The organism is Brachybacterium sp. J153, from assembly GCF_036311905.1.
Classification (GTDB): Bacteria; Actinomycetota; Actinomycetes; order Actinomycetales; family Dermabacteraceae; genus Brachybacterium.
The window spans coordinates 56,125-79,326 of sequence record NZ_JAZDCH010000004.1; the positions used below are offsets into that span (position 1 = coordinate 56,125).

A 23,202-nucleotide genomic window follows, 5' to 3' on the forward strand; every position below is an offset into this window, starting at 1 on the left:
AACATCTGAGAACGGCGGCGGGTGCGTTCGCGCTCGACGTCTCCGAAGGATCCCCCATGGCCACCTCCGCCGACCCCCTCCGCACCCTCGCCCACGACCACCCCGAATGGTGGGCCGGCGCGTCGGGCGAGATCACCGTCCGGCCCCTCGGCCGCGGCGAGTCCTTCGCCGCCCATCTGCTGCGCCGCGGGGAGCGGGAGCTCGTCCTCCGCATCCCGCACAAGCCCCTCGACGAGCTGCCGCAGTCCCTCGAGGCGGAGCACGAGATCCTCGGCCGGGTTCCCGCCGGGCTCGCGGCCGCACCCGTCGCCGTCCACCAGCCCACGACAGAGGACCTCCGGGCCTGGTCCGTCACCACCCGCGTCCCCGGCCGCGTGCTGCCCGCAGCGGACTGGGCAGACGCGGAGCTCCTGAGCGCCCTCGCGGCGAGCCTCGCCCACCTCCACCACGCCGGCGACCAGGCCGGGCTGCCCGACCCCGGCCGCCCGGACCCCGTCGGTGCCGCGGACCTCGCCCACGACTGGTGGCGCGAGAACGAACAGAGATCGGCACGCGTCCTCGCCGATCTCTGGCCGGCGGTGCGCCGCCACCAGCAGCTCGCGGCAGTGGCCTTCGACGACGTCGCCCCCGTCCTCCTCCACGGCGACCCCGTCGCCGCGAACCTGCTCGTGGACGATGACGGCACGGTGCGCTTCGTCGACTGGGAATGGGCGCAGCGGGGCGATCCCGCCCGGGACCTCGCCTTCATCGGCGGCCCGATCACCGCCGAGCCCTGGTACGCCGCCCTGGACGACGATCTGCTGCGGGATCAGACCGCCCACTACCTCGCCGAGCGCTCACGTCGCTCCGGCGCACCGTCCGAGCCCGTCGGCCCCGTCCTCGAGCGCCGCCGCGCGCACCTCGTCCACGAGGTCTTCTTCACCGCCGCGCACCTCCACCGGACCGGCGAGCAGGAGCGCTGCGCCGCCCTGCTCGCCCAGGTCTCCGACGTCGTGCGCTGAGCGGTCCTCACCCCGCCCCCGGACGCACAGGAGCCCCCACCCGATCGGGTGGGGGCTCCTGCGAAAAAGGTCCTGGCGGTCTCGCTCAGGCGCCGAGGGTGCTGACCTTGCCCGCCTTGAGGCAGGAGGTGCAGACGTTCACCTTCTTGCTGGTGCCGTTGATCACGGTCCGGACGGACTGGATGTTCGGGTTCCAGCGACGCGAGGTGCGGCGGTGCGAGTGGGACACGCTCTTGCCGAAGCTCGGGCCCTTGGCGCAGATGTCACACGTGGAAGCCACTGTCGTCTCCTGAAAGTCGAATGCTGATCGAGGTGCCCGACCATCTCTGGGGTGCAGAGTCGGCGACCTCGGAGGTCAGGGCAACCACGGCATCGTAGCCCATCCCCGCCTCCCGACTGAAGGGGAGAGGGGGTCCGACGGCCTGTGGACTCTGACACAGCCCAACGGCCAGGTGGCACGATGGGCACATCATCGCACGTCGGACGGAGGAAGCGGATGGCCAGAACGCCCCGGACCACCTCGGGATCGATGCCGCTCTCCGAGCTGCTGATCTCCAAGGAGTCCCGTGCGATGGCGTCCTTCGCGGTGCGCGACCTCGACGAGATGCTGCGTTTCCCGCCGCGCCGCTACGTCACCCCCGCGCCGCTCCGCTCCCTGCGCGAGGTGCAGGACGGCGAGGAGGTCTCGGCGATCGTCACCGTCGGCTCGATCCGGGACCGCAGCATGCGCTCGCGCCGCGGCCACCTGCTCGAGGTCGAGGTCTCCGACGGCAGCGACACCCTCGAGCTGGTCTTCTTCCTCAGCCATGCGGGCCAGGCCGAGTGGCACCGCGCCCGGATGGGGGAGGGCGGCACGATCCTCGTGCGCGGCACCGCGCACCGCGATCCGCGGCGGGACCGCTTCCAGATCGCCCACCCGGAGTACGAGCCCGTCGACGACACCCCGGCCGCGCGGGCCCAGGCGCTGCGGCCCCGGCCCGTCTACCCGCTGAAGAAGAACATCGCGCAGGCCACCATGCGCTCGGCGACCGCCACCGGGCTCGAGAACGCGCAGCTGCTGCGTCGCCCGGTGCCTCCGGAGGTCCTGGACGCCCGGGGGCTGCCCGCCCTCGAGGACGCGGTGCGCCTGCTCCACGATCCCGCCGATCTCGACGAGGCGCGGCGCGGCCGCGACGTCCTCGCCTTCGAGGAGGCCTTCGTGCTGCAGGCGATCTTCGCCGAGCGCCGCGCCCGCGACGAGCGCACCCCAGCCCCTGCGCTGCGGGCGGATGGCCCGTTGCAGGGCGAGTTCGATGCCCGGCTCCCCTTCGCCCTGACCGCCGGCCAGATCACGGTCGGCGAGGAGATCGCCGAGCGCATCGCCCGCGAGCACCCCACCTCCGTGCTGCTCCAGGGTGACGTCGGCTCCGGCAAGACCGTCGTCGCGCTGCGGGCCATGCTCCGCGCCGTCGACTCGGGTCACCAGGCGGTGCTGCTCGCTCCCACCGAGGTGCTCGCCGAGCAGCATCACCGCACGATCACGGCGCTCCTCGGCGATCTCGCCGGGGCCGGGCGTCTCGACGGCCACGCCGACGCGACCCGGGTACGCCTGCTCACCGGCTCCCAGCGCACCGCCGACCGCCGCGAGACGCTCCTCGACGTCACCAGCGGTGCCGCCGGCATCGTGATCGGTACCCACGCACTGCTCACCGAGACCGTCGAGTTCGCGGCCCTGGGCCTGGTGGTCATCGACGAGCAGCACCGCTTCGGCGTCGATCACCGTCGGCGCCTGCGCGCCAAGGGGCCCGAGGGGCGCAGTCCCCACGTCGTGGTGATGACGGCGACGCCGATCCCGCGCACGGCGGCGCTCGCGACCGTCGGCGATCTCGACGTCCTCTCCTTGCGGGAGAGCCCCGGGCACCGCCGCGGCGTGACCAGCTTCGCGGTGCACGAGTCCTTCCCCGCGTGGGAGCGGCGCATGTGGGAGCGGGCCGGGGAGGAGATCCGCGAGGGCCGCCAGGTGTTCGTGGTCTGCCCCCGGATCGACGAGGACGAGGAGGTCCCCGAGGGGGAGGAGCCTGCTCGCGGCGTGCTCGCGACCGCCGAGCGGCTCGCCCGTCGGCCCGAGCTCGGGGGCGCCCGGATCGGCGTCCTCCACGGCCGGATGAGCGCCGAGGAGAAGCAGGAGACCATGGCGCGCGTCCTCGACGGTCGCCTCGATGTGCTGGTGGCGACCACCGTCATCGAGGTCGGGGTCGACGTGCCGAACGCATCGGTGATGATCGTCCTGGACGCGGAGCTCTTCGGCGTCTCCCAGCTGCATCAGCTGCGCGGCCGCGTCGGCCGCGGCGAGCACCCCGGCCTCGCCTTCCTCGACACCCGCGCCGTGCCCGGCTCCGAGGCGTCCCGGCGCCTGGAGACCATCGCCGGGGCGACCGACGGCTTCGAGCTCGCCGAGAAGGACCTCGCTCACCGCGGCGCCGGCGACCTCGTGGGGGAGGAGCAGTCCGGGCTGCAGCGCACCCTGCGCCATCTCGACCTGCGGCGCGACGCCGAGCTCGTCGAGCAGGCCCGCGAGGACGCCTTCGCCCTGCTCGAGCAGGACCCCGAGCTGACCGACCACCCGGCGCTCGCGGCCGCCATCGCGGACCGCCTGCGCCATGCCGACCCCGACGTGGAAAGGAGCTGAGATGCCGCGGCTGATCAGTGGAGACCTCGGCGGACGCACCATCCCCGGACCGCCCGGGAAGGGGACCCGCCCCACCTCCGACCGGGTGCGGGAGGCGCTCTTCTCCCGCCTCGACGGCTGGGACGCGCTGCGCGGCGCGCGCGTCCTGGACCTCTACGCCGGCACCGGCGCCCTCGCGCTCGAGGCCCTCTCCCGTGGCGCGGCCCGCGCCCTGCTGGTCGAGCTGCATCCGCCGACCGCGAAGCAACTGCGGCGCACGATCGAGGAGCTCGGCCTGCGCGGCCGCGCGGAGGTCCGGGCCGGACGCGCCGAGACGGTCGCCGCACAGCTGGCCCCCGGCGCGGACTGGGACCTGGTCTTCCTGGACCCTCCCTACGACGTGCCCACCTCCGCCCTCGAGGAACTGCTCGAGGTCCTCCGTCCGGCCCTCGCCGACGAGGCGCTCGTGGTGATCGAGCGCTCGAGCCGCACCTCGCCGATCACCTGGCCCGCCGGCTGGACCGACGACGGCACGAAGACCTACGGCGAGACGGTGCTGCAGTTCGGCGGGCCCGATGTGCGCGTCGACGGCACGGCGCACGCGGAGGACTAGCCTGAGCGTGTGACCCGCACCCTGCACGAGCTGACCTGGCCGAGGCGCACCGACCGCCTCGCGCTGCGCCCCGCCGAGGCCGCCGACGCCGCACGCATCTGGCCCTGGTACGGACGGCCGGAGGTGCAGGAGTGGACCACCACCCTGCCCGAGGACCTCCCTGCCCTCGAGGCCTGGTGGGCCGACCCGGACCGGCTCGGATCGACCCTGGTCGCCCTGCGCGGCGAGGAGATCGTCGGCACCGGCATGATCAAGGTCGGAGACGCCTGGAGCCAGGCCGACATGGTCGAGCGGGCCCGCGGCACCGTGGCCGAGCTCGGCTGGACCCTCGACCCCGGACACCAGGGCGAGGGCCTCGGCACCGAGCTCGCCGCCGCCCTGCTGCAGATCGCCGTGGAGGACCTCGGACTGCGCCGCGTGACCGCCGAGTGCTTCGCCGACAACGTCCGCTCGCGCCGCGTCATGGAGAAGATCGGCATGCGCCAGGAGGCGCACAGCCGCCAGGACTCCCTGCACCGCAGCGGGCAGTGGCTCGACGGCGCCTCCTACGCCGTCCTCGCCGAGGAGTACTGGGAGCAGCGCAGCGGAGGGGGCAGGATGGCCCCATGACGACGCTCACGGCCACCTTCACCATCGCGATGACCCCCGGCGACCGACTCCACCCTGCCGAGGCCCGCCTCGACCTCGAGAAGACCTGGACCGGGGATCTCGACGGCACCAGCCGCGGCCTCATGCTCACCGCCGGTGATCCCGCGACCGGCAGCGCCGGCTACGTCGCCCTCGAGCGCTTCGAGGGCACGATGGGCGACCGCCGCGGCGCCGTGACCCTCCTCCAGCTCGGCACCATGGCCGAGGGTGAGCCCGAGCTGCGCTACGCGTTCGCACCCGGCTCCGGCACGGGAGAGCTCGCGGGCCTCACCGGCACCCTCGAGATCGGCGAGATCGACGACGCCGGCGTGCACACGGTGAGCATCACCCTCGGCTGACCGCACTACAGTGTCGGCATGCGCACCGTCGTCCTGCCCGGGTCCTTCGACCCCCTGACCCTGGGACACGTGGACCTGATCCGCCGCGCGGCCGCCCTGGACCTGCACGTGATCGTCGCCGTCTCCCACAACCCCGCGAAGCAGGGTCTGCTGGACCTCGATGCGCGCCGCCGGGTCATCTCCGAGACGCTCGCGGCCGAGCACCTGGACACTTCCGCGGAGGTCCGCACCCTCCCCGCGGGCCTGCTGGTGGACTTCTGCCGCGAGGTCGGGGCGGGCGCCGTCATCCGTGGCCTGCGCTCCCAGCTCGACCTCGCCTACGAGGAGCCGATGGCGCGGATGAACCACCACCTCGCCGGGGTCGACACCGTGCTGCTGCTGACCGACCCGACCCTCGCCCACATCTCCTCGAGCCTCGTGCGCGAGGTTTATGCCCTCGGCGGCGACGTCTCCGACATGCTCCCCGCCCCCGCCCTGGCCGCGCTCCGCGCCGCCTCCTGATCCGACTCCCGAGAGGACCCCTCCCATGAGCGTCGCGTCCGACCTCCGCTTCGATGCCGTCGACCTGATCGGCCGCACCGGATCCCACCGCCACGTCGAGCGCACCGTCGCCGCCGGCGCCCCCGAGAGCGATGCCGTCGCCATGTCCGTCCCCGAGGGCGGCGAGCTGGCCGTCGAGGCCGAGCTCGAGTCCGTGGTCGAGGGCATCTACGTCCACGGCACCGTGACCGCCCGCCTCCAGGGCGAGTGCTCCCGCTGCCTCGACCCCGTCGAGCAGGACGTCGTCGCCCGCGTCGACGAGCTGTTCCTGTACCCGGAGAAGGTCAAGGCCGCCGACCGCGAGGACTCGGTGCTGCTCGAGGGCGACGAGGTCGACCTCGGTCCGCTGGTGCGCGACGGCCTCGCGATGGAGGCCGAGGAGCGCCCCCTGTGCCGTGAGGACTGCCCCGGCCTCTGCCCCCAGTGCGGCTTCCGCATGGAGGACGACCCGGAGCACGGCCACGACGTGACAGATCCGCGCTTCGCGGCGCTCGAGGGTTTCTTCGACGCCGGCGAGGAGCGCTGATGGCGCGCAGGCGCCGCGCCACCGAAGCCGCCGACCCGGCGGGGCTGCTGGATCGTCTGCCGCTCGACGGTGCGCAGTCCGCGGATCTGCGCGCCTCGGGCCTGCTCGACCTCGCCCTGACGCACCGCTCGTGGTCCTACGAGAACGACGAGGTGCCCCACAACGAGCGCCTCGAGTTCCTCGGCGACGCCGTGCTGCAGCTCGCGATCACCGAGAAGCTCTACGCCGACCACCCGACCCTCCCGGAGGGCGACCTCGCCCGGCGCCGCGCCGGCACCGTCTCCACGCGCGCGCTCGCCGTGATCGCCTCCCGCCTGGACCTCGGCGCGTACGTGAAGCTGGGCCGCGGGGAGGACCTCACCGGCGGCCGGGCGAAGGCCTCGATCCTCGCCGACACCGCCGAGGCCGTGATCGGCGCGGTCCATCTCGCACTCGGTCAGTCCGTCTCGCGGCGCTTCGTGCTCGAGCTGATGGAGCCGCTGCTGAGCTCCGACGAGTTCCTCGAGACCAGCTACGACTTCAAGTCCCGCCTGCAGGAGATCGCGGCCGCCGCCGGGCAGTCCCCGTCCTACGTGCTCACCGAGGGCGGGCCCGAGCACCAGAAGGTGTTCACCGCGACGGTGACCGTCGCCGGGGTGGTCACCGCGAGCGGCGAGGGTGCCTCGAAGAAGGACGCCGAGCTCGCGGCCGCCCAGCAGGCGGTCCGCGCCGTCCTCGCCGAGCGCGGCGAGTCCCTCATCCCGCGGGGTTGAGCGTGCCCGAACTGCCCGAGGTCGAGGTGGTGAGGCGCGGTCTCGCGCCCCGCACCGTCGGTCGGACCATCACCGCACTCGAGGTCCTCGATGCCCGGTCCCTGCGCCGCCAGGACGGGGGTGAGGACCGGTTGCGCGCCCTGCTCGTCGGTCGCTCGATGACCGCGGCCGCGCGCCGCGGCAAGTTCCTGTGGTGGCGGCTCGCCGAGGCCGACGGCGCCGAGTCCGGCGAGGCTCTCCTCGCCCACCTCGGCATGAGCGGCCAGCTGCGACTGGTCACCCCCGGCGGCCCGGATCCGCAGCGCCATCGCCGGGTGAGCCTCACCCTCGACGACGGGGCGCGGGTGGACTTCATCGACCAGCGGCTCTTCGGCGGGCTCTGGAGCAGCGATCTGGTCGAGGCGGCCGACGGGCGCCTCGCGGCGCTCGGCAGCCCCGATGCCCTGCTGCCCGTCGACGCCGCGCACATCGCCCGCGACCTGCTCGATCCCGCTCTCGACCTCGCGGAGGTCGCGCGGACCCTGCGTGGCCGTCGCCGCGCGGTGAAGTCGCTGCTGCTGGACCAGGGGATCGTCTCCGGGATCGGGAACATCTACGCCGATGAGGCGCTGTGGGCCGCCCGGGTCCGCTACGACCCCCCCGGCTCCGCCCTCTCCCAGCGCACGGCGCTCGCGCTGCTGCGCGCCGCCCGGGCCGTGATGGAGCGGGCCCTCGACGTGGGCGGGACGAGCTTCGACGCCCTCTACGTCAACGCGCAGGGGGAGCCGGGGTACTTCGCCCGCAGCCTCGCCGCCTACGGACGCGAGGGGGAGCCGTGCCGACGGTGCGGTAGATTCATCGAGCGGGCCATCTCCCAGGGCCGAAGTAGCCATTATTGCCCCCGCTGTCAGCGCAGCACGGGCGTGACCAGGAAGGACGCCGAGTGAGCGCGACCGACGAGCAGGCCCCGATCCGCGTGATGCTGGTCGATGACCACGAGGTGGTCCGCCGCGGCATCGTCATGGCGATCGAGGCGTCCGCGTCTCTCAAGGTGGTGGGGGAGGCGTCCTCGGTGGCCGAGGCCCGTCGTCGACTGCCCGCGATCCGTCCCGATGTGCTCGTCGTCGACCTGCAGCTGCCCGACGGCACCGGCATCGACGTCATGCGCACCGCTCGCGAGCTCGACCCCGAGCAGCAGATGCTGGTTCTGACGAGCTTCGACGACGACGCCGCGCTGCACGAGTCGCAGGCCGTCGGCGCCCGCGGCCTGATCCTGAAGTCCGCGCGCTCGCAGGAGATCGTCGAGGCGATCCGGGCTGTCCGCGCGGGCCGCACCCTGTGGCCCGCCGATCAGGACGAGGGCACCCCGGAACTGTCCCCCTCGGACCAGCGGATCGTCGACCTGATCGGCGACGGCCACTCCAATCGCGAGATCGCCGAGCAGCTCGGCATCGCCGAGAAGACCGTGAAGAACCGCGTCACCGTCATCCTGCAGACCCTCGGGATGCAGCGCCGCACCCAGGTCGCGGCGATGGTCGCGGCCCGTCGGCGCGCCGGCTGGAAGTGACCCCGCGCCGCCGGTGAGCGGCACGCGCCTCAGCCCGTCGGGAGCGTGACCCGCCACGAGATCATCGTGCCGGGCTCGAGGCTGATCGCATCGACCCAGCCGGAGTGACGGCGGGCGCGGCTGGACATGTTCGCGAGGCCCGAGCGGCGCCGCACCGTCGGATCGATGCCGCGGCCGTTGTCGGAGACGTTGACCTGCACGACCCGGTCCACCCCCTCGGAGAAGACGCTGATCGAGACGGCGACGGCCGTGGCGTGCGCGTGGCGGGCGGCGTTGGCGAGGCACTCGCGCACCACCGCGACGACGTCCTCGGCGATCTCGGGCGGCAGCTCGGCATCCATCTCGGCGGGATTCGGGGGCAGCCGCAGCGCCGGCACGAAGCCGAGCCCTGAGGTCGCCAGTCCCACCTCGTGCCGCAGCTGCTCGGTGAGGGTCGCCTCCGCCCGCTCGCGGCGCAGCGACTGCACGATCTGACGGATCTGGGCGACCGCGTTCTCGACCCCCTGCACGGAGGAGCTGATCGAGGCGCGCAGGCGCGTGTTCGAGGGCGGCTCGCCCTTGTCGGAGAGCGCATCGGTGAGCCCCTCGAGCTCCATGCCGACGGCGAACAGCTCCTGGATCGCGAGATCGTGGAGGTCGCGGGCGATCCGCGAGCGCTCGTCGTCGAGCTCCGCGGACGAGCGCAGCGACGGCACGCGCAGGGCGAGCGCGATGAGGCCGGCGAGGGCGTCGAGCCGCTCCCGGTCCGCGGCGGTGAACGGGGCGGCGTCCTCTCCGCGGATCGCCGCGAGCGCTCCCTGTCCCTGTTCGGCGCCGTCGATCACCGCGCACAGCGCGGTCGTCCCCAGCAGCTCGCCGATCGCCTCGATCCGCTCCGCATCCGCCTCGAGCAGGGCCCGGCCCAGCGGACCTCCGGGGCCGATCTCCTCCCCGAGCAGCTTCTGCTGGTCGGCGCCCTCGACGATCTCGACCGACCAGCGGCCCTCCTCGAGGGGGAGCACCAGCAGGGCGCTCCTCGCCGCGAGGTCGGTGCGGGCCGAGCCCACCAGGAGCGTGAGCAGGTCCTCGGTGTCCCCGCCGGCGAGGACGGCGCCTGCGAGGTCCTGGATGCGCGGGCGGTCGGCGCGCGCCGGGGGCACGGTCGGGCTCATGGGCTCTCCTCGAGGTGCAGGACGGGGGCGGAGGCGGGGATCGCCTCGGTGCGGTGGGTGACCACCACGACCGTCGACGCCGCCGGGACCAGGCTCTCATCACCGGGGGTGAGGAGCGCGCGGAGCAGGGCGTCGCCCCGCTCGGGGTCGAGATGCTCGGTCGGCTCGTCGAGCAGCAGCACGGGGCCGCGGCGGAGCAGGGCGCGGGCGAGCAGCAGGCGGCGTCGCTCGCCGCCGGAGACGGTGGTGCCGTCCGGCCCGAGCATCGCATCGAGCCCCGCCCAGTCCTCGAGGCCGACGGCGGCGAGGGCCGCGAGCGCCTCCTCGTCCGTCACGTCGCGGTGCACCACCTTGAGGTTCTCGCGCAGCGTGGTCGCGAAGACGTGCTGGTCCTCGGCGAAGAAGGTGACGGCCTCGCGCAGCGAGCCGGCGTCGGTGGTGACCGTGCCGTCGAGCGGGGAGAGGAGCCCCGCGAGGGTCGCCAGCAGTGTCGACTTGCCGACGCCCGAGCCGCCCGTGATCGCCAGGCGCGCCCCGGGTGCCAGGTCCAGGTCGAGATCCTGCACCCGCGGCGAGTCGGCGCTCCAGCCCGCGGTCAGGCCGCGCGCCGTGAGCCGCGCGCGCTCGGGCCGCTCGGTGGGGACGGCCGGCTCGCTCTCGCCCTCGGGGCCGAGCAGCGCGGTGAGCCGCCGCTCCGCCGCCCGGGTACGGGCGAGCTGCGAGGCCGCGGCCGGCAGGGCCGTGGAGGCCTCGAAGGAGGACAGCGGGAGCAGCAGCAGGATGCCGATCTGCCCCGCGGAGAGCGCTCCCGCCTCCCAGGCCGCGCCCGCGGCGAGCAGCGAGCCGAGGACCGCGAGGACCATCGCGGCGGGCACCGCGGCGGCGGCGATCGCGGCGGGCAGGGCCGCCCGGTCCACGGCCCGGTCATGGCCCTCCTGGCGCGCGGCGAGCTCGACGAGGGCCTCCTCGAGTCGACCGTCGAGACGCAGCGAGGTCGCGTCGTCGAGAGCCTCGAGCGCCGCGGCGGTCACTCCGGAACGACTCTCGAGCACCGCCTCCTCGGAGAGGCGCGCGGCCCGGTGCGCGGCGAACGGGGCGAGGAGGCTCGCCGCGGCGAGGGAGAGGAGCATCGCTCCGGTCGCCGCGAGGGACAGCGGCGCGAAGGTCGCGAGGACCACCACCGCCATCACCGCGGCCACGAGGGCGGGCACGACCGCCTTGATGACGTGGTCGCCGAGTTCCTGGGCGTCGTCGCCGAGCCGGGCGAGGAGGTCGCCGCGGCGCAGTCGGGTCAGGACATCACCGGGCCGGGTCGCGAGGGCGGTGAAGAGGTTCGTGCGCAGCGAGACCACGCCGCGCAGCGCCACGTCGTGGGTGAGCATGCGGTCCAGCCAGCGGAAGACGCCGCGGGAGACGCCGAGCGCGCGCACGCCGACCACGGCGACGGTCAGGTCGAGCACGGGCGGCATGGTCCAGGCGCGGGTCACCAGGTAGGCGGAGACGGCGGCGAGCGCGAAGGCGGCGCCGAGGGTGGCACAGGCGGCGAGCACGGCCGCGGCCAGCCGGCCGACGGGGATCTCGAGGGAGCGGATCATGCCAGGGCCGCCTCGGTGTCGGCCCGCGCCACCGCGGTCTCGTCGTCCGCGCGGGCGACGAGGGCCGATCGGTGCGCGATCACCAGAACGGTCCGCCCCTGCGCGCGCAGAGTGTCGATGAGGTCGAGGACGACCGCCTCGGACGCCCCGTCGAGGTGGGCGGTGGGCTCGTCGAGGACGACGAGCGGGGCGGGGGAGAGGAGCGCCCGCGCGAGCGCGAGCCGCTGCCGCTCCCCGAGGGAGAGCCCGTGCCCTGCGCGACCCAGCACGGCGTCCCGGCCGCGGGCGGCGATCACCCGGTCCAGGCCCGTGGCCGCCGCGGCCGCGGCGAGCTCTGCCTCGGTGGCCTCGGGGCGCGCGGAGCGGAGCACCTCCCAGAGGGTGCCCGGCGGCAGCACGGGACGCTGCGGGAGATGGGCGACCTGGTCCCAGAGGCTGCGGCGCTCGAGCTCGCGCACGTCATGGACAGTGCCGTCGGCGGCGATCACCTCGGCCCGGCCGTCATCGGGGGCGAGCAGGCCCAGGAGCACCTGCACGGCGGTGGTCTTGCCGCTCCCGGAGGGCCCGGTGAGGGCGTGGACGAGGCCGGGGCGCAGCTCGAGATCCGCCTGCTCGGGGGCGAGGCCGTCCCGCGAGCGGACCGACACCCCGCGCAGCGCGAGGGTCGCGCCGCGCAGGTCCGGGGCGGGGAGGGTGCCGTCCTCCGGGATCGGCTCCTCGAGCACCTCGAAGGCGGCGTGCACCGCGGCGAGGCCGTCGGTCGAGGCGTGGTACTGGGCGCCGACGTTGCGCAGCGGCAGGTACAGCTCCGGGGCGAGGACCAGCACCGCGAGGGCGGGGGCGAGGTCCATCTCGCCGTAGACCAGGCGCATGCCGATGCTCACGGCGATGAGCGCGACGCACAGGGTGGCGAGCAGCTCGAGCACCATCGAGGAGAGGAAGGCGTAGCGCAGCGAGCCCATCGCGGAGGCCCGGTGGCGGTCGCCGAGGGTGCGCACGGTCAGCTCGGGGCCGCGCTCGCGGCCGAGGGCCCGCAGCGTCGGCAGCCCGTCGACGAGGTCCAGCAGCTGGGCCCACAGCGCGCGCATGTCGGCGATCAGCGCCTCGGAGCGGCCGACGGTCAGCTTCCCGACCAGGATCATGAACAGCGGCACGAGCGGCAGCGTCACCACCGCGATGACGGCGCTCAGCGGGTCCAGCAGGCCGATCGTGAGCAGGCACAGCGGGGTCACGGTGAGGGCGAGCAGCAGCTGCGGGACGTACCCCACGAGGTACGGGCGCAGCTTCTCCAGGCCCGTGGTGGCCAGCGCCGCGAGGTCGGCGCCGCGACCGGCGCCGGCACGCGGGCCGAGCTCGGCCGCATGCGCGACGACCCGGCGGCGCAGCTCGCCGATCGCGTCGGTCGCGGCCCGGTGCGCGGTCCGCTGCTCGACGAGCACGGCCGCCGCACGGACCGCGAGCGCTCCGAGGAGCCCGAGGAGCAGGGCGGGGGCGTCCGCGGGCAGGCGGTGGTCGACGAGCAGCACCGCGCCGAGGCGAGCGATCAGCAGGGCCGTCGCGATCACCGCCGCCGCCTGCACCAGCCCCAGGACGACGGTGAGCGCGACATGTCGCCGGGCGGCCCGCACCTCCCGCACGAGGCGGGGGTCCAGGGGCGCCCGGCGCGCCGGGGAGGAGCTGCTCACGGGGTCAGGACTGCTCGAACGCCCGACGGTAGGCGCCGCGGGCCCGCTCCATCAGCGGGGAGCCGGACGCGGGGCCGGAGTCCTCGCCGATCCGATGGCGGAACACCCGGTAGGTCCAGATCGTGTACGCCAGAACGATCGGGAGCAGTACCGCGAGCGCCACCAGCATCAGGGTGAGGGTGTGCGGGGTCGAGGAGGCGTTCACGACGGTGAGCGAGTTCGCCGGATCGTTCGTGGCCGGCAGGACGTACGGGAACAGGCCGCCGAAGAGGGTGACCGCGGCCGCGATGATCGCGGTGGCGGTCGCGCCGAAGGTGAGCCCCTCGCGCCGCATCCGGGTCAGCGGCACGACCGCGACCAGGGCCAGGGCGGCGAGCAGCAGCGGGATCCAGGTCAGGCCCGAGCGGGAGTGGGCGAGCTGGAACCAGAGCAGGAAGGCGGCGCCGGCGACGATCGTGGGCCAGACCAGCACCGCGGCGCGGCGGTGCATGTCCTCGCGCAGCGGCCCCTCGAGCTTGAGGGTCAGGTACACCGTGCCGTGCAGCCAGAAGAGGAGGACGAACACGACGCCGCCGAGCAGGGCGAAGGGGTTGAGCAGGCCCAGCAGGGAGGTGGTCACCCAGTGGTTCTGGTCGATCGCGACGCCGGCGACGATGTTGCCGAAGGCGACGCCCCACAGCAGTGCAGGGGCGAAGCCGCCGATCACGTGGACCACGTCCCAGGAGGTGCGCCAGCGCTCGGAGTCGACCTTGTCCCGCCACTTGAAGGCGCAGACCCGCACGATCAGCACCAGCAGGAGCAGCAGCAGGGCCAGGTAGAACCCGGAGAAGAGCGTCGCGTACCACTCGGGGAAGGCCGCGAAGAGGAGCGCGCCGCCGGTGATGACCCACACCTGGTTGCCGTCCCAGACGGGGCCGATGGTCTTCAGGATCGTGCCGCGCGCACCGGAGCCGCGCCGCCAGGAGGCGGCCACGTTCATCTGCACGCCGAAGTCGAAGCCCTCGAGGACGAAGTAGCCGGCGAAGAAGAACGCGATGATCGCGAACCAGGCGGTCTGCAGGAGAGTCGGATCGAGCATCGTCGGGTCCCTTCTCAGTAGTCGAAGGCGAGGGTGGGGGTGTCCAGCTCGTCCGTGTCCGGATCCCGCTGCGGCAGCGGCACGCCCTTCAGAGCGGCCTGCTGCATCATCCGGAACCAGATCACCGCGAGCACGCCGTACACCAGGGTGAAGGCGACGAGCGAGGTCACGACCATCCACGCGGGATGACCGGAGACGCCCTGCAGGGTCATGAGGCGCACCGTCGGATCGTCCGGATTGGGGTGGACCACCCAGGGCTGACGGCCGATCTCCGTGAACACCCAGCCCGCGGCGTTGGCGAGGAAGGGCATCGGGATCGCGAGCACCGCGAACCACTTCAGGGCCCTCGACCCGGTGGTGCGGGCGTTCTCGCCCTTCCCGCGGGTGACCCACAGCGCCCAGACGGCGAGGATCCCGCTGAAGGCGGCGAGCCCCATCATCAGGCGGAAGGACCAGTAGGTGACGAACAGGTTCGGTCGGTAGTCGACCTCCACCTCGTTGCCGTGCACGTCGATCGCGGTGGCGCCGAACTCCTCCTTGTAGAGCTCGTTGAGGTCCTCCACGCCCATCAACGTCGCGTCGAAGGTGTGCGTGGCGAGGAAGGAGGTCACGTACGGCACCTCGATGAGGTGGGTGACGTCCTCGCACTGCTCGGAGAAGGCGTCGGGGCCGCCGACGGTGAGGATCGAGAAGCTCGCCCCGGTCTCGGTCACGCACAGCGCCTCGGCCGACGCCATCTTCATCGGCTGCTGCTTGAACATGATCTGGGCCTGGAAGTCACCCGAGATCACCAGCACTACGGCGGAGAGGAACATCATCGCCACGCCGAAGCGGAGGGTGGGGCGGAAGAGGTCGCGGGCGGCGAGATGGTGATCGCGCCCCTCGGCGGTCTCGCGGCCCAGCTCGTCGGCCTTCCGATGATGCTTGACCATGTGCCAGGCGGCGATGCCGGTGACGAAGGCGCCCGCCACGAGCCACGCCCCGGAGATGACGTGCGGGAAGGCGGCGAGGGCGGTGATGTTGGTGAGGACCGCCCACAGCGAGCCCTGAGAGGGGTCGAGCTCGGCCCGCCCGGTCTCGGGGTTGAGCACGGCGCCGACGGGGTGCTGCATGAACGAGTTCGCGGCGATGATGAAGTACGCCGAGAGCATGGTGCCGATCGCGACCGCCCAGATCGTCAACAGGTGGATCTTCTCGGGCAGCTTGCCCCAGCCGAAGATCCACAGTCCCAGGAAGACGGACTCGAGGAAGAAGGCCGCCAGGCCCTCGAGGGCGAGCGGCGCGCCGAAGACGTCGCCGACGTAGCGCGCGTACTCGGACCAGTTCATGCCGAACTGGAACTCCTGGACGATGCCGGTCGCGACGCCGATGCCGAAGTTGACGATCAGCATCGAGCCGAAGAACTTCGTCACGCGGGTCCAGGCGTCCTTCCGGACGGGGTCCTTCGCCCGGACCGCGAAGGTCTGCAGCAGGGCGACCATGAGCGAGAGGCCTATGGTCAGCGGCACGAAGATGAAGTGGTACACGGTGGTGATGCCGAACTGCCACCGTGCGAGATCGAGGGCTTCCATAGGGATCCTCCCGGGAGTACGACACGCTGTCACGAAACCTACGGCGCAGGTCGCGGGACCTCGGGGACCATGGTCCTCTCCCGTGCTCCCGAGGGCCAGCGGGGCACGCCCGGACCGGAGACCCGACGCACCGGGGCGGGCGCCCCTCGCTGTGCCATACTGACCACGGCGCTCCTCCGCCCCGCACCGGGTGGAGGAACCTCCCGGCGTCGGACCCGTCGGTGCACCGGCCACGCGAACCTCGCGACCGCTGTGCTCCCGCGACCGGCATCGCTGCGCTCCCTCCCAGGGAGCTGCGCGACGGCGAGGGCCTCAGACTTCCGTCCCCAGGGACGATGATCATCCGGGACCAGGGTGCGCTGGACCCGCCAGAAGGAGACGGCCCCCATGGCTGACAGCACCACCACCCCCGATCCCGAGCAGACGGGACAGGACCCCCAGGCCCCGGCCCCCGCGCGTCGTCGCCGCCGCGCTGCGGGCGCCCCCGCTGGCGCTCCCGCCCCGGTCGTCGTCGAGGAGGCCGCGCCGAGCGCGCCCCGCACCGTCGTCGCCGCGCAGAGCGAGGAGCCCGCGGAGCCGACGATCATCGCCCCCAAGCGCACCCGTCGTCGGGCCGGCGCACCCGCCGGTGCCCCCGAGCCGGTCGCCGCACCGGAGCCGTCGGCCGCGTCGAGCCGTGTGGCCGAGGAGGTAGACCGGGCCGACGAGATCAACGCGGCTGACGAGGTCGACGAGTCGAGCGATACCAGCGAGGCGCAGGAGACGACGGAGACCGAGCCGCGCCCCGACTCCGTGGTCGAGGACCTCCGGGCCCTGGCCTCTTCGCGCTCCGAGGAGAACGCCGACGAGGACGAGGACCGCGCCCGCCGCCGCGAGCAGGTGCAGCTCGACTTCGCGTCCCTGCTCTTCCAGGCACCCACCCCGCGTCCCGCCGTCGAGCGCTCCGCCGAGGACTCGCGCCGCGGCGCCGAGGACGAGGACGACGACGTGCAGGAACGGTCTGACCGGGCTGATCGCGCTTCCCGCCGCGACCGCAACGACCGGGACGACCGGGACGAGAGCGACTCCTCCGACGGCGAGGACCGCGACGGCTCGACCGAGGACTCCTCCGACGAGCAGCAGAGCTCGTCCGGCGGGTCCCGCCGTCGCCGTCGCCGCGGCGGCCGCGGACGTCGCGGCCGGGGCCGGGGCGAGGACGGCCGCGGCGAGGACGAGGACTCCACCGAGGGCAGCGAGGACTCCGGCTCCGCCGCGGACACCGAGCGCTCCGCGGAGCGCGGCGACTCCGCCGACGCCACGGACACCTCCGAGACCGGGGACTCCGAGGACGAGAGCGGCGAGGACGGCGGCTCGGGTTCGGGTTCCACCAGCTCCCGCCGTCGGCGTCGCCGCCGCCGCTCGGGCAGCTCCTCCGACGACTCCACCTCGCCCGATGACCCGCCGAACACGGTGGTCAAGGTCCGCGAGGCCCGGGACGAGGTCAAGGCCGTCAAGGGCTCGACCCGCCTGGAGGCCAAGCGCCAGCGCCGCCGCGAGGGCCGCGACGCGGGCCGCCGCCGCAACGTGATCACCGAGGCGGAGTTCCTGGCCCGCCGCGAGTCGGTCAAGCGCTCGATGGTCGTGCGCGAGCGTCCGGGCCGCACCCAGATCGCGGTGCTCGAGGACGACGTGCTCGTCGAGCACTACGTCGCGCAGAAGGCCCAGACCTCGATGGTCGGCAACGTCTACCTCGGCAAGGTGCAGAACGTGCTGCCGTCGATGGAGGCCGCCTTCGTCGACATCGGCAAGGGCCGCAACGCCGTGCTCTACGCGGGCGAGGTGAACTGGGATGCCGTGGGCCTCGAGGGGCAGCCGCGCCGCATCGAGCTCGCCCTGAAGAGCGGCGACTCGGTGCTGGTCCAGGTCACCAAGGACCCGATCGGCCACAAGGGCGCGCGTCTGACCAGCCAGATCTCCCTGCCCGGGCGCTATGTCGTCTTCGTGCCCGGCGGCTCCATGACCGGCATCTCCCGCAAGCTGCCCGACACCGAGCGGGCGCGCCTGAAGAAGCTCATGCGCCAGCTGATTCCCGAGGACGCGGGCGTCATCGTGCGCACCGCCGCCGAGGGCGCGAGCGAGGAGGAGCTGACCCACGACGTCGAGCGCCTCCGCGCCCAGTGGGAGAAGATCACCAAGGCGCAGAAGTCGAAGTCCGCGCCGGTGGCCCTCTCCCAGGAGCCGGACATCGCCATCAAGGTCGTGCGCGATGTCTTCAACGAGGACTTCACCTCGCTCATCGTCGAGGGCGCCCAGGTCCACGACGACGTCCACGAATACGTCTCCGATGTCGCCCCGGATCTCCTCGAGCGGGTCACCCGCCACGTGGGGGAGAAGGACGTCTTCGCCAAGCACCGCATCGACGAGCAGCTGCTGAAGGCTATGGACCGCAAGGTCTACCTGCCCTCCGGCGGTTCGCTCGTGATCGACCGCACCGAGGCCATGACCGTGGTCGACGTCAACACCGGCAAGTTCACCGGCTCCGGCGGCTCCCTCGAGGAGACCGTCACCAAGAACAACCTCGAGGCGGCCGAGGAGATCGTGCGCCAGCTGCGGCTGCGCGACATCGGCGGCATCATCGTCATCGACTTCATCGACATGGTGCTCGAGTCCAACCGGGACCTCGTGCTGCGTCGCCTCGTCGAGTGCCTCGGCCGGGATCGCACCAAGCACCAGGTCGCCGAGGTCACCTCGCTCGGCCTGGTGCAGATGACCCGCAAGCGCGTGGGCCAGGGACTCGTCGAGACCTTCTCCACCACCTGCGAGCACTGCCACGGCCGGGGTCTCGTCGTCGACCTCGACGGCGAGCACCAGCACTCCGGCGGAGGCAACGGCTCGGGCGGCAGCGGCGGCGGATCCGGCGAGGAGGGCTCCTCGAAGTCCTCCAAGCGGCGCAGCCGGCGCTCCCGCGGCGGGGCGAAGGAGGAGTCGACCTCGCACGAGGAGCTCGACGGCGAGGTCCACCGCCTCGCCGGCGACGCCGACTCCCGCGCCCTCGCCCGCGCGACCATCGCCTCGATCGCGGCGGCCTCCGCGGGGCATGCCGCCCCCGAGGTCACCGTGGACGGCGAGGTCGTGGCGGTCGCGCAGGACGCGGCTCCCGCGTCGGGCGACACGCCCGAGGCGGAGTCTGACGGCGAGTCCCAGACCTCGCCGGAGACCGGATCCGCGGGGGAGTGACCCGTTCCACACCGGGTGTGACCGCGTTCTCGCAGGTCGCAGGCTCCCAGTGGTTGACCGGCCGTTCACGGGATCGTAAGCTGATCCCTGGCGCAAACGCGTCGCAGTCGTGTCCCCGGTGTGCACCGCGCGACCGCATCTCCCGCTCTCGGGCGGTCGACGGTCGCAGGTCCGCGGTTCGCTCCGAGCGGGGCGCATGACTCATGAGCAGAACTCACAAGATGGAGCAGTGACGTGGTGTACGCAATCGTCCGCGCAGGCGGTCGTCAGGAGAAGGTGTCGGTCGGCGACACCATCGTGATCAACCGCGTGGCCGGCGAGACGGGCGACAGCATCGAGCTCGCTCCCGTGCTGCTGGTCGACGGTGACAAGGTGACCTCCGCCCAGGCCGATCTGGCCAAGGTGACGGTCTCCGCCGAGAAGGTCGAGGACCTCCGCGGCCCGAAGATCCGCATCCTCAAGTACAAGAACAAGACGGGCTACAAGAAGCGCCAGGGCCACCGCCAGGAGCTCACGCGCCTCAAGATCACCGGCATCGCCTGATCACCCCCAGAGACGTCTGAAGACTCGAGAGAAGGTCATCCCTCATGGCACATAAGAAGGGCGCAAGCTCCTCCAAGAACGGTCGCGACTCGAACGCCCAGCGCCTCGGCGTGAAGCGCTTCGGCGGCCAGGTCGTCGGCGCCGGCGAGATCCTCATCCGCCAGCGCGGCACCTCGATCCACCCCGGTGACGGCGTGGGTCGCGGCAAGGACGACACCCTGTTCGCGCTCACCGCGGGCACCGTCCAGTTCGGTCGCAAGCGCGACCGTCGCGTGGTCAGCGTCGTCGAGACCGCCTGATTCACCCGTCCCGGCCCGCCGGGACACTCAGCGTTCCCTCGAGGGGCGGAGCCGACCGTGCTCCGCCCCTCGCGGCATCCCACCCCAGCAGCAGGGAGATCCCACCCATGGCCACCTTCGTCGATCGCGTCGTCCTCCAGGTCGTCGCCGGGTCCGGCGGCCACGGCGCCGCCTCCATCCGGCGTGAGAAGTTCAAGCCCCTCGCGGGCCCCGACGGCGCCAACGGCGGCCGCGGCGGGGACGTGATCCTCGAGGTCGACGCCTCGACCACGACCCTGCTGAGCTACCACCACAAGCCCCACCAGCGCGCGACGGGCGGCCACTTCGGCATGGGCGACCTGCGCCACGGGGCCCGCGGCGAGGACCTCATCCTCCCCGTGCCCGACGGCACCGTGGTGAGCGACGACCAGGGCCGCGTCCTCGCGGACATGGTCGGCATCGGCACCCGCTTCATCGCCGCCCGTGGCGGCAACGGCGGCCTCGGCAACGCGGCCCTCGCCTCGAAGCAGCGCAAGGCCCCGGGCTTCGCCCTGCTCGGCGAGCCGGGCCAGGAGCGCACCCTCACCCTCGAGCTGAAGTCCGTGGCGGACGTCGCCCTCGTCGGCTTCCCGAGCGCCGGCAAGTCCTCGCTCATCGCCGCGATGAGCGCGGCCCGGCCGAAGATCGCCGACTACCCCTTCACCACCCTGGTCCCGAACCTCGGTGTGGTCGAGGCGGGGGACCACCGCTACACGATCGCCGATGTGCCCGGGCTGATCCCCGGCGCGAGCGAGGGCAAGGGCCTGGGCCTGGACTTCCTCCGCCACATCGAGCGCTGCCACGTGATCGTGCACGTCCTGGACGCGGCGACGATGGAGACGGACCGCGACCCCGTCGGCGACCTCGAGACCATCGAGGCGGAGCTGCGCGCCTACGACGCCGAGCTGCCGCTGATGGACCGCCCCTCCGTGATCGTGCTGAACAAGACCGACCTCCCCGACGGCGAGGACATGAGCGAGATGGTCCGTGACCGCCTCGCCGAGCGCGGGGTGCCGGTGCTCGAGGTCTCGGCCGTCTCCCGCAAGGGCCTGCGTGAGCTGTCCTTCGTGCTCGGCGATCTGGTCGAGCAGGCACGGGCGGCGCTGCCCGCCGCTCCGGTGGCCCCGATCGTGCTGACCCCGGAGGCCGTGGACGCGGAGGAGTTCCGTGTGGTCACCGAGCAGTACGACGGCGCGACCGCCTACCGCGTGCGCGGAGACAAGCCCGAGCGCTGGGTGCGCCAGACCGACTTCACCAACGACGAGGCCGTCGGCTTCCTCGCCGATCGCCTCGCGAAGCTCGGCGTCGAGGAGAAGCTCTTCGCCGCCGGCGCGGTCGCCGGCTCGGCCGTGATCATCGGTCCTGGACAGGACGCCGTGGTCTTCGACTGGGAGCCCACAATGGTGGGCGGCGCCGAGCTGCTCGGCGCCCGCGGCTCGGACCGCCGGCTCGAGGACCACCACCGCCCCACGCGCGATCAGAAGCGCGAGGAGCAGAAGGAGCGCACCGCCTCCCGCCTGGCCCGTCTCTCGGCGATGGAGGAGGAGCGCCGCGCCGGCCACTGGGCCGATCCGACGATCGACGACGAGGAGAACTGACCATGGTCACCGTCCCCGCGGAGCCGCATCAGCCGGCGCGTCTGCTCGCGCGCACCGACATCCCCGGACCGCGCCGCGCGGTGGTCAAGATCGGCTCCTCGAGCCTCACCCGCGCCGACGGGCACCTGGACGAGACGGCGCTGCGCCTCATCGCCGACCAGGTCGCCGAGCTCCTGCGCCAGGACTGGGACGTGGTGCTGGTGTCCTCCGGCGCGATCGCCGCGGCGCTCGGCCCGCTGGGACTCGAGACGCGTCCCCGGGACGTGCCCACCCAGCAGGCCTGCGCGGCCGTCGGCCAGACCCTGCTCGCGACCGCCTGGGCGGCGGCCTTCGGTGCCCATGGCCGCCGTTCGGGACAGCTGCTGCTCACCGAGGCCGACGTGATCCGCCCCGACACCTATCGCAACGTGCGCTCGGCCCTCGAGGCGATGCTCACCATGGGCGTCATCCCGGTGATCAACGAGAACGACACCACGGCCACCCACGAGATCCGCTTCGGCGACAACGACCGCCTGGCCGCGCTCGTCGCCCAGCTGCTCGGCGCGGACCTGCTGGTGCTGCTCACCGACGTCGACGGGCTGTACACCAAGAACCCCGCCGACCCCGATGCCGAGCGGATCAGCGTGGTCGACGACTTCGCCGCCCTCGTGGATGTCAAGGTCGGCTCGGTCGGCTCGAAGGTCGGCACGGGCGGGATGGTCACCAAGCTCGACGCCGCCCACCACGCCGCGACGACCGGCACCGCCACCGTGCTCACCCGCGCCTCCCGCTTCGGCGAAGCGGTCAGCGGGAAGGACGTCGGCACCTTCTTCCCGGCGCAGACCGGCCGGCGCCGCTCGCGCCTGGTGTGGCTGCGGTACGCGACCCGCGGTGCGGGCACCCTGCGCCTGGACGAGGGCGCGGCCGCCGCGATCAGCTCGCGCCGACGCTCGCTCCTCGCGGTGGGCATCACCGCCGTGGACGGCGCCTTCTCCGCCGGGGTGCCGGTCGACATCGCCGCGCCCGACGGCACCGTGATCGCCCGCGGCCTCGTCGCCTACGGGAGCGAGGACCTGCGGGTCATGGCCGGGCTGACCACCGCGGAGCTGCGGGAGCGGCTCGGGGAGAACTACGGCCGCTCGGTGGTGCATCGCGATGCGATGGTCATCCTCGGCTCCCCGTTGCGCCCCACCGACGCGAGCGCCTGAGGTTCAGGCCTCGGGGAGGACCACGCCGGGTGAGCGGTCTCCGCTGGCGGCTCGGCTCGTGCGGACCCGCTCGATGATCAGGCCCACCAGCAGCGCGAAGCCGACGCCGAGCAGCACGCCCAGCAGCGGCTGGTCGCGGAAGGCGAGCCCGCCGATCATGCCGATCCCGACGTTGTAGATCGCCCAGGCCGAACCGGCCAGCAGCGCCCAGGCCACGAACCGCCAGCGCGGGTAACGGACCATGCCCGAGGCGAGCGAGGTCGCGGTGCGGCCGCCCGGGATGAAGCGGGCGCCGACGATCAGCATGCCGCCGCGGCCGAGCAGCCCCCGTTCGGCCCAGGCGAAGAGCTTCTCCCCGGCCTGGAACCGACGCAGGCGCTGGGCGAGGGGCCCGGCCCGCCGACCCAGGTGGTGCGCCGTGACATCGCCGATCAGGGCGCCCGCGACCGTCGCGGCCAGCAGCCACCAGGCCTCGGGGGAGGACTGCACCACGGCGTACGCCCCCGCCGTGATCACCACGGTCTCGCCCGGCATCACCGGGAGCACGGAGTCGATCGCCACCACCGTGAGCACGACGAGGTAGAGCCATGGCGACGCCATGACCACGTCGAGCAGGTGCATCACGGAGTCCATTGACCAGACGCTACGGA

General features: G+C 73.1%; 22 protein-coding genes. 15 read left to right on the forward strand and 7 right to left on the reverse strand.

Going from position 1 to position 23,202, the window contains the following annotated elements; all coding sequences use genetic code 11:
* Window positions 1-56: 56 nt before the first annotated feature.
* Complete coding sequence (locus V1258_RS01875; RefSeq protein ID WP_329748094.1) at window positions 57-1,001, forward strand: aminoglycoside phosphotransferase family protein; 945 nt, start codon at window positions 57-59, stop codon at window positions 999-1,001.
* An 85-nt stretch (window positions 1,002-1,086) separates the two neighbouring features.
* Here the strand turns inward: V1258_RS01875 and rpmB are convergent, their stop codons facing one another.
* A complete protein-coding gene (gene rpmB, locus V1258_RS01880; RefSeq protein ID WP_329745373.1) occupies window positions 1,087-1,281 on the reverse strand; it encodes a 50S ribosomal protein L28 in 195 nt (64 codons plus the stop codon).
* 216 nt (window positions 1,282-1,497) lie between these two features.
* Between rpmB and V1258_RS01885 the strand changes: the two genes are divergently transcribed.
* From V1258_RS01885 to V1258_RS01925, 9 genes are read left to right on the forward strand one after another with little or no spacing between them, the layout of a single operon-like run.
* On the forward strand, window positions 1,498-3,669 hold the full coding sequence (locus V1258_RS01885) for an ATP-dependent DNA helicase RecG (protein WP_329748095.1): 2,172 nt from the start codon (window positions 1,498-1,500) through the stop codon (window positions 3,667-3,669).
* A gap of 1 nt (window position 3,670) precedes the next feature.
* On the forward strand, window positions 3,671-4,261 hold the full coding sequence (rsmD, locus tag V1258_RS01890) for a 16S rRNA (guanine(966)-N(2))-methyltransferase RsmD (RefSeq protein ID WP_329748096.1): 591 nt from the start codon (window positions 3,671-3,673) through the stop codon (window positions 4,259-4,261).
* 9 nt (window positions 4,262-4,270) lie between these two features.
* On the forward strand, window positions 4,271-4,870 hold the full coding sequence (locus V1258_RS01895) for a GNAT family N-acetyltransferase (RefSeq protein WP_329748097.1): 600 nt from the start codon (window positions 4,271-4,273) through the stop codon (window positions 4,868-4,870).
* Window positions 4,867-5,247 carry a DUF3224 domain-containing protein gene (locus V1258_RS01900; RefSeq protein ID WP_329748098.1) on the forward strand — a complete coding sequence of 127 codons (381 nt, stop codon included), beginning with the start codon at window positions 4,867-4,869 and terminating at the stop codon, window positions 5,245-5,247. Before V1258_RS01895 ends, V1258_RS01900 begins: the two co-directional genes overlap by 4 nt.
* Window positions 5,248-5,265: 18 nt before the next feature.
* Window positions 5,266-5,748 (forward strand): pantetheine-phosphate adenylyltransferase, encoded by a 483-nt coding sequence (gene coaD, locus V1258_RS01905; protein WP_329748099.1) that lies wholly within the window; start codon window positions 5,266-5,268, stop codon window positions 5,746-5,748.
* A gap of 25 nt (window positions 5,749-5,773) precedes the next feature.
* Window positions 5,774-6,313 carry a YceD family protein gene (locus V1258_RS01910; protein WP_329748100.1) on the forward strand — a complete coding sequence of 180 codons (540 nt, stop codon included), beginning with the start codon at window positions 5,774-5,776 and terminating at the stop codon, window positions 6,311-6,313.
* Complete coding sequence (gene rnc, locus V1258_RS01915) at window positions 6,313-7,065, forward strand: ribonuclease III (RefSeq protein WP_329748101.1); 753 nt, start codon at window positions 6,313-6,315, stop codon at window positions 7,063-7,065. Before V1258_RS01910 ends, rnc begins: the two co-directional genes overlap by 1 nt.
* A 2-nt stretch (window positions 7,066-7,067) precedes the next feature.
* Complete coding sequence (gene mutM, locus V1258_RS01920; RefSeq protein WP_329748102.1) at window positions 7,068-7,991, forward strand: bifunctional DNA-formamidopyrimidine glycosylase/DNA-(apurinic or apyrimidinic site) lyase; 924 nt, start codon at window positions 7,068-7,070, stop codon at window positions 7,989-7,991.
* A 32-nt stretch (window positions 7,992-8,023) separates the two neighbouring features.
* Window positions 8,024-8,611, forward strand: a complete 588-nt coding sequence (locus V1258_RS01925; protein WP_442878562.1) for a response regulator transcription factor — start codon at window positions 8,024-8,026, stop codon at window positions 8,609-8,611.
* 29 nt (window positions 8,612-8,640) lie between these two features.
* On the opposite strand, the gene V1258_RS01930 is transcribed toward V1258_RS01925, so the two are convergent.
* From V1258_RS01930 to V1258_RS01950, 5 genes are read right to left on the reverse strand one after another with little or no spacing between them, the layout of a single operon-like run.
* Window positions 8,641-9,762 carry a sensor histidine kinase gene (locus V1258_RS01930; protein ID WP_329748104.1) on the reverse strand — a complete coding sequence of 374 codons (1,122 nt, stop codon included), beginning with the start codon at window positions 9,760-9,762 and terminating at the stop codon, window positions 8,641-8,643.
* Window positions 9,759-11,357, reverse strand: a complete 1,599-nt coding sequence (cydC, locus tag V1258_RS01935) for a thiol reductant ABC exporter subunit CydC (protein WP_329748105.1) — start codon at window positions 11,355-11,357, stop codon at window positions 9,759-9,761. The genes V1258_RS01930 and cydC overlap by 4 nt, the downstream gene beginning before the upstream one ends.
* Window positions 11,354-13,042 (reverse strand): thiol reductant ABC exporter subunit CydD, encoded by a 1,689-nt coding sequence (cydD, locus tag V1258_RS01940; RefSeq protein WP_329748106.1) that lies wholly within the window; start codon window positions 13,040-13,042, stop codon window positions 11,354-11,356. Before cydD ends, cydC begins: the two co-directional genes overlap by 4 nt.
* Window positions 13,043-13,046: 4 nt before the next feature.
* Window positions 13,047-14,120, reverse strand: coding sequence for a cytochrome d ubiquinol oxidase subunit II (cydB, locus tag V1258_RS01945; RefSeq protein WP_329748107.1), 1,074 nt, complete (start codon window positions 14,118-14,120; stop codon window positions 13,047-13,049).
* Window positions 14,121-14,134: 14 nt separating this feature from the next.
* Complete coding sequence (locus V1258_RS01950; RefSeq protein WP_329748108.1) at window positions 14,135-15,691, reverse strand: cytochrome ubiquinol oxidase subunit I; 1,557 nt, start codon at window positions 15,689-15,691, stop codon at window positions 14,135-14,137.
* 387 nt (window positions 15,692-16,078) lie between these two features.
* On the opposite strand from V1258_RS01950, the gene V1258_RS01955 reads away from it, so the two are divergent.
* The 5 genes from V1258_RS01955 to proB all read left to right on the forward strand — a co-directional run bounded on the left by V1258_RS01955 (window position 16,079) and on the right by proB (window position 22,552).
* Window positions 16,079-18,907 carry an Rne/Rng family ribonuclease gene (locus tag V1258_RS01955; protein WP_329748109.1) on the forward strand — a complete coding sequence of 943 codons (2,829 nt, stop codon included), beginning with the start codon at window positions 16,079-16,081 and terminating at the stop codon, window positions 18,905-18,907.
* A 234-nt stretch (window positions 18,908-19,141) separates the two neighbouring features.
* Window positions 19,142-19,450, forward strand: a complete 309-nt coding sequence (gene rplU / locus V1258_RS01960; protein WP_329745389.1) for a 50S ribosomal protein L21 — start codon at window positions 19,142-19,144, stop codon at window positions 19,448-19,450.
* Between the two features lie 44 nt (window positions 19,451-19,494).
* Window positions 19,495-19,749: a 50S ribosomal protein L27 gene (gene rpmA, locus V1258_RS01965; protein WP_329745390.1), complete on the forward strand. Its 255-nt coding sequence runs from the start codon at window positions 19,495-19,497 to the stop codon at window positions 19,747-19,749.
* Between the two features lie 107 nt (window positions 19,750-19,856).
* Complete coding sequence (obgE, locus tag V1258_RS01970) at window positions 19,857-21,365, forward strand: GTPase ObgE (protein WP_329748110.1); 1,509 nt, start codon at window positions 19,857-19,859, stop codon at window positions 21,363-21,365.
* 2 nt (window positions 21,366-21,367) lie between these two features.
* Window positions 21,368-22,552 carry a glutamate 5-kinase gene (gene proB, locus V1258_RS01975; protein ID WP_329748111.1) on the forward strand — a complete coding sequence of 395 codons (1,185 nt, stop codon included), beginning with the start codon at window positions 21,368-21,370 and terminating at the stop codon, window positions 22,550-22,552.
* Between the two features lie 3 nt (window positions 22,553-22,555).
* Here proB and V1258_RS01980 read toward each other — a convergent pair whose 3' ends face one another.
* Window positions 22,556-23,185 (reverse strand): DedA family protein, encoded by a 630-nt coding sequence (locus V1258_RS01980; RefSeq protein ID WP_329748112.1) that lies wholly within the window; start codon window positions 23,183-23,185, stop codon window positions 22,556-22,558.
* Between the last annotated feature and the right edge of the window lie 17 nt (window positions 23,186-23,202).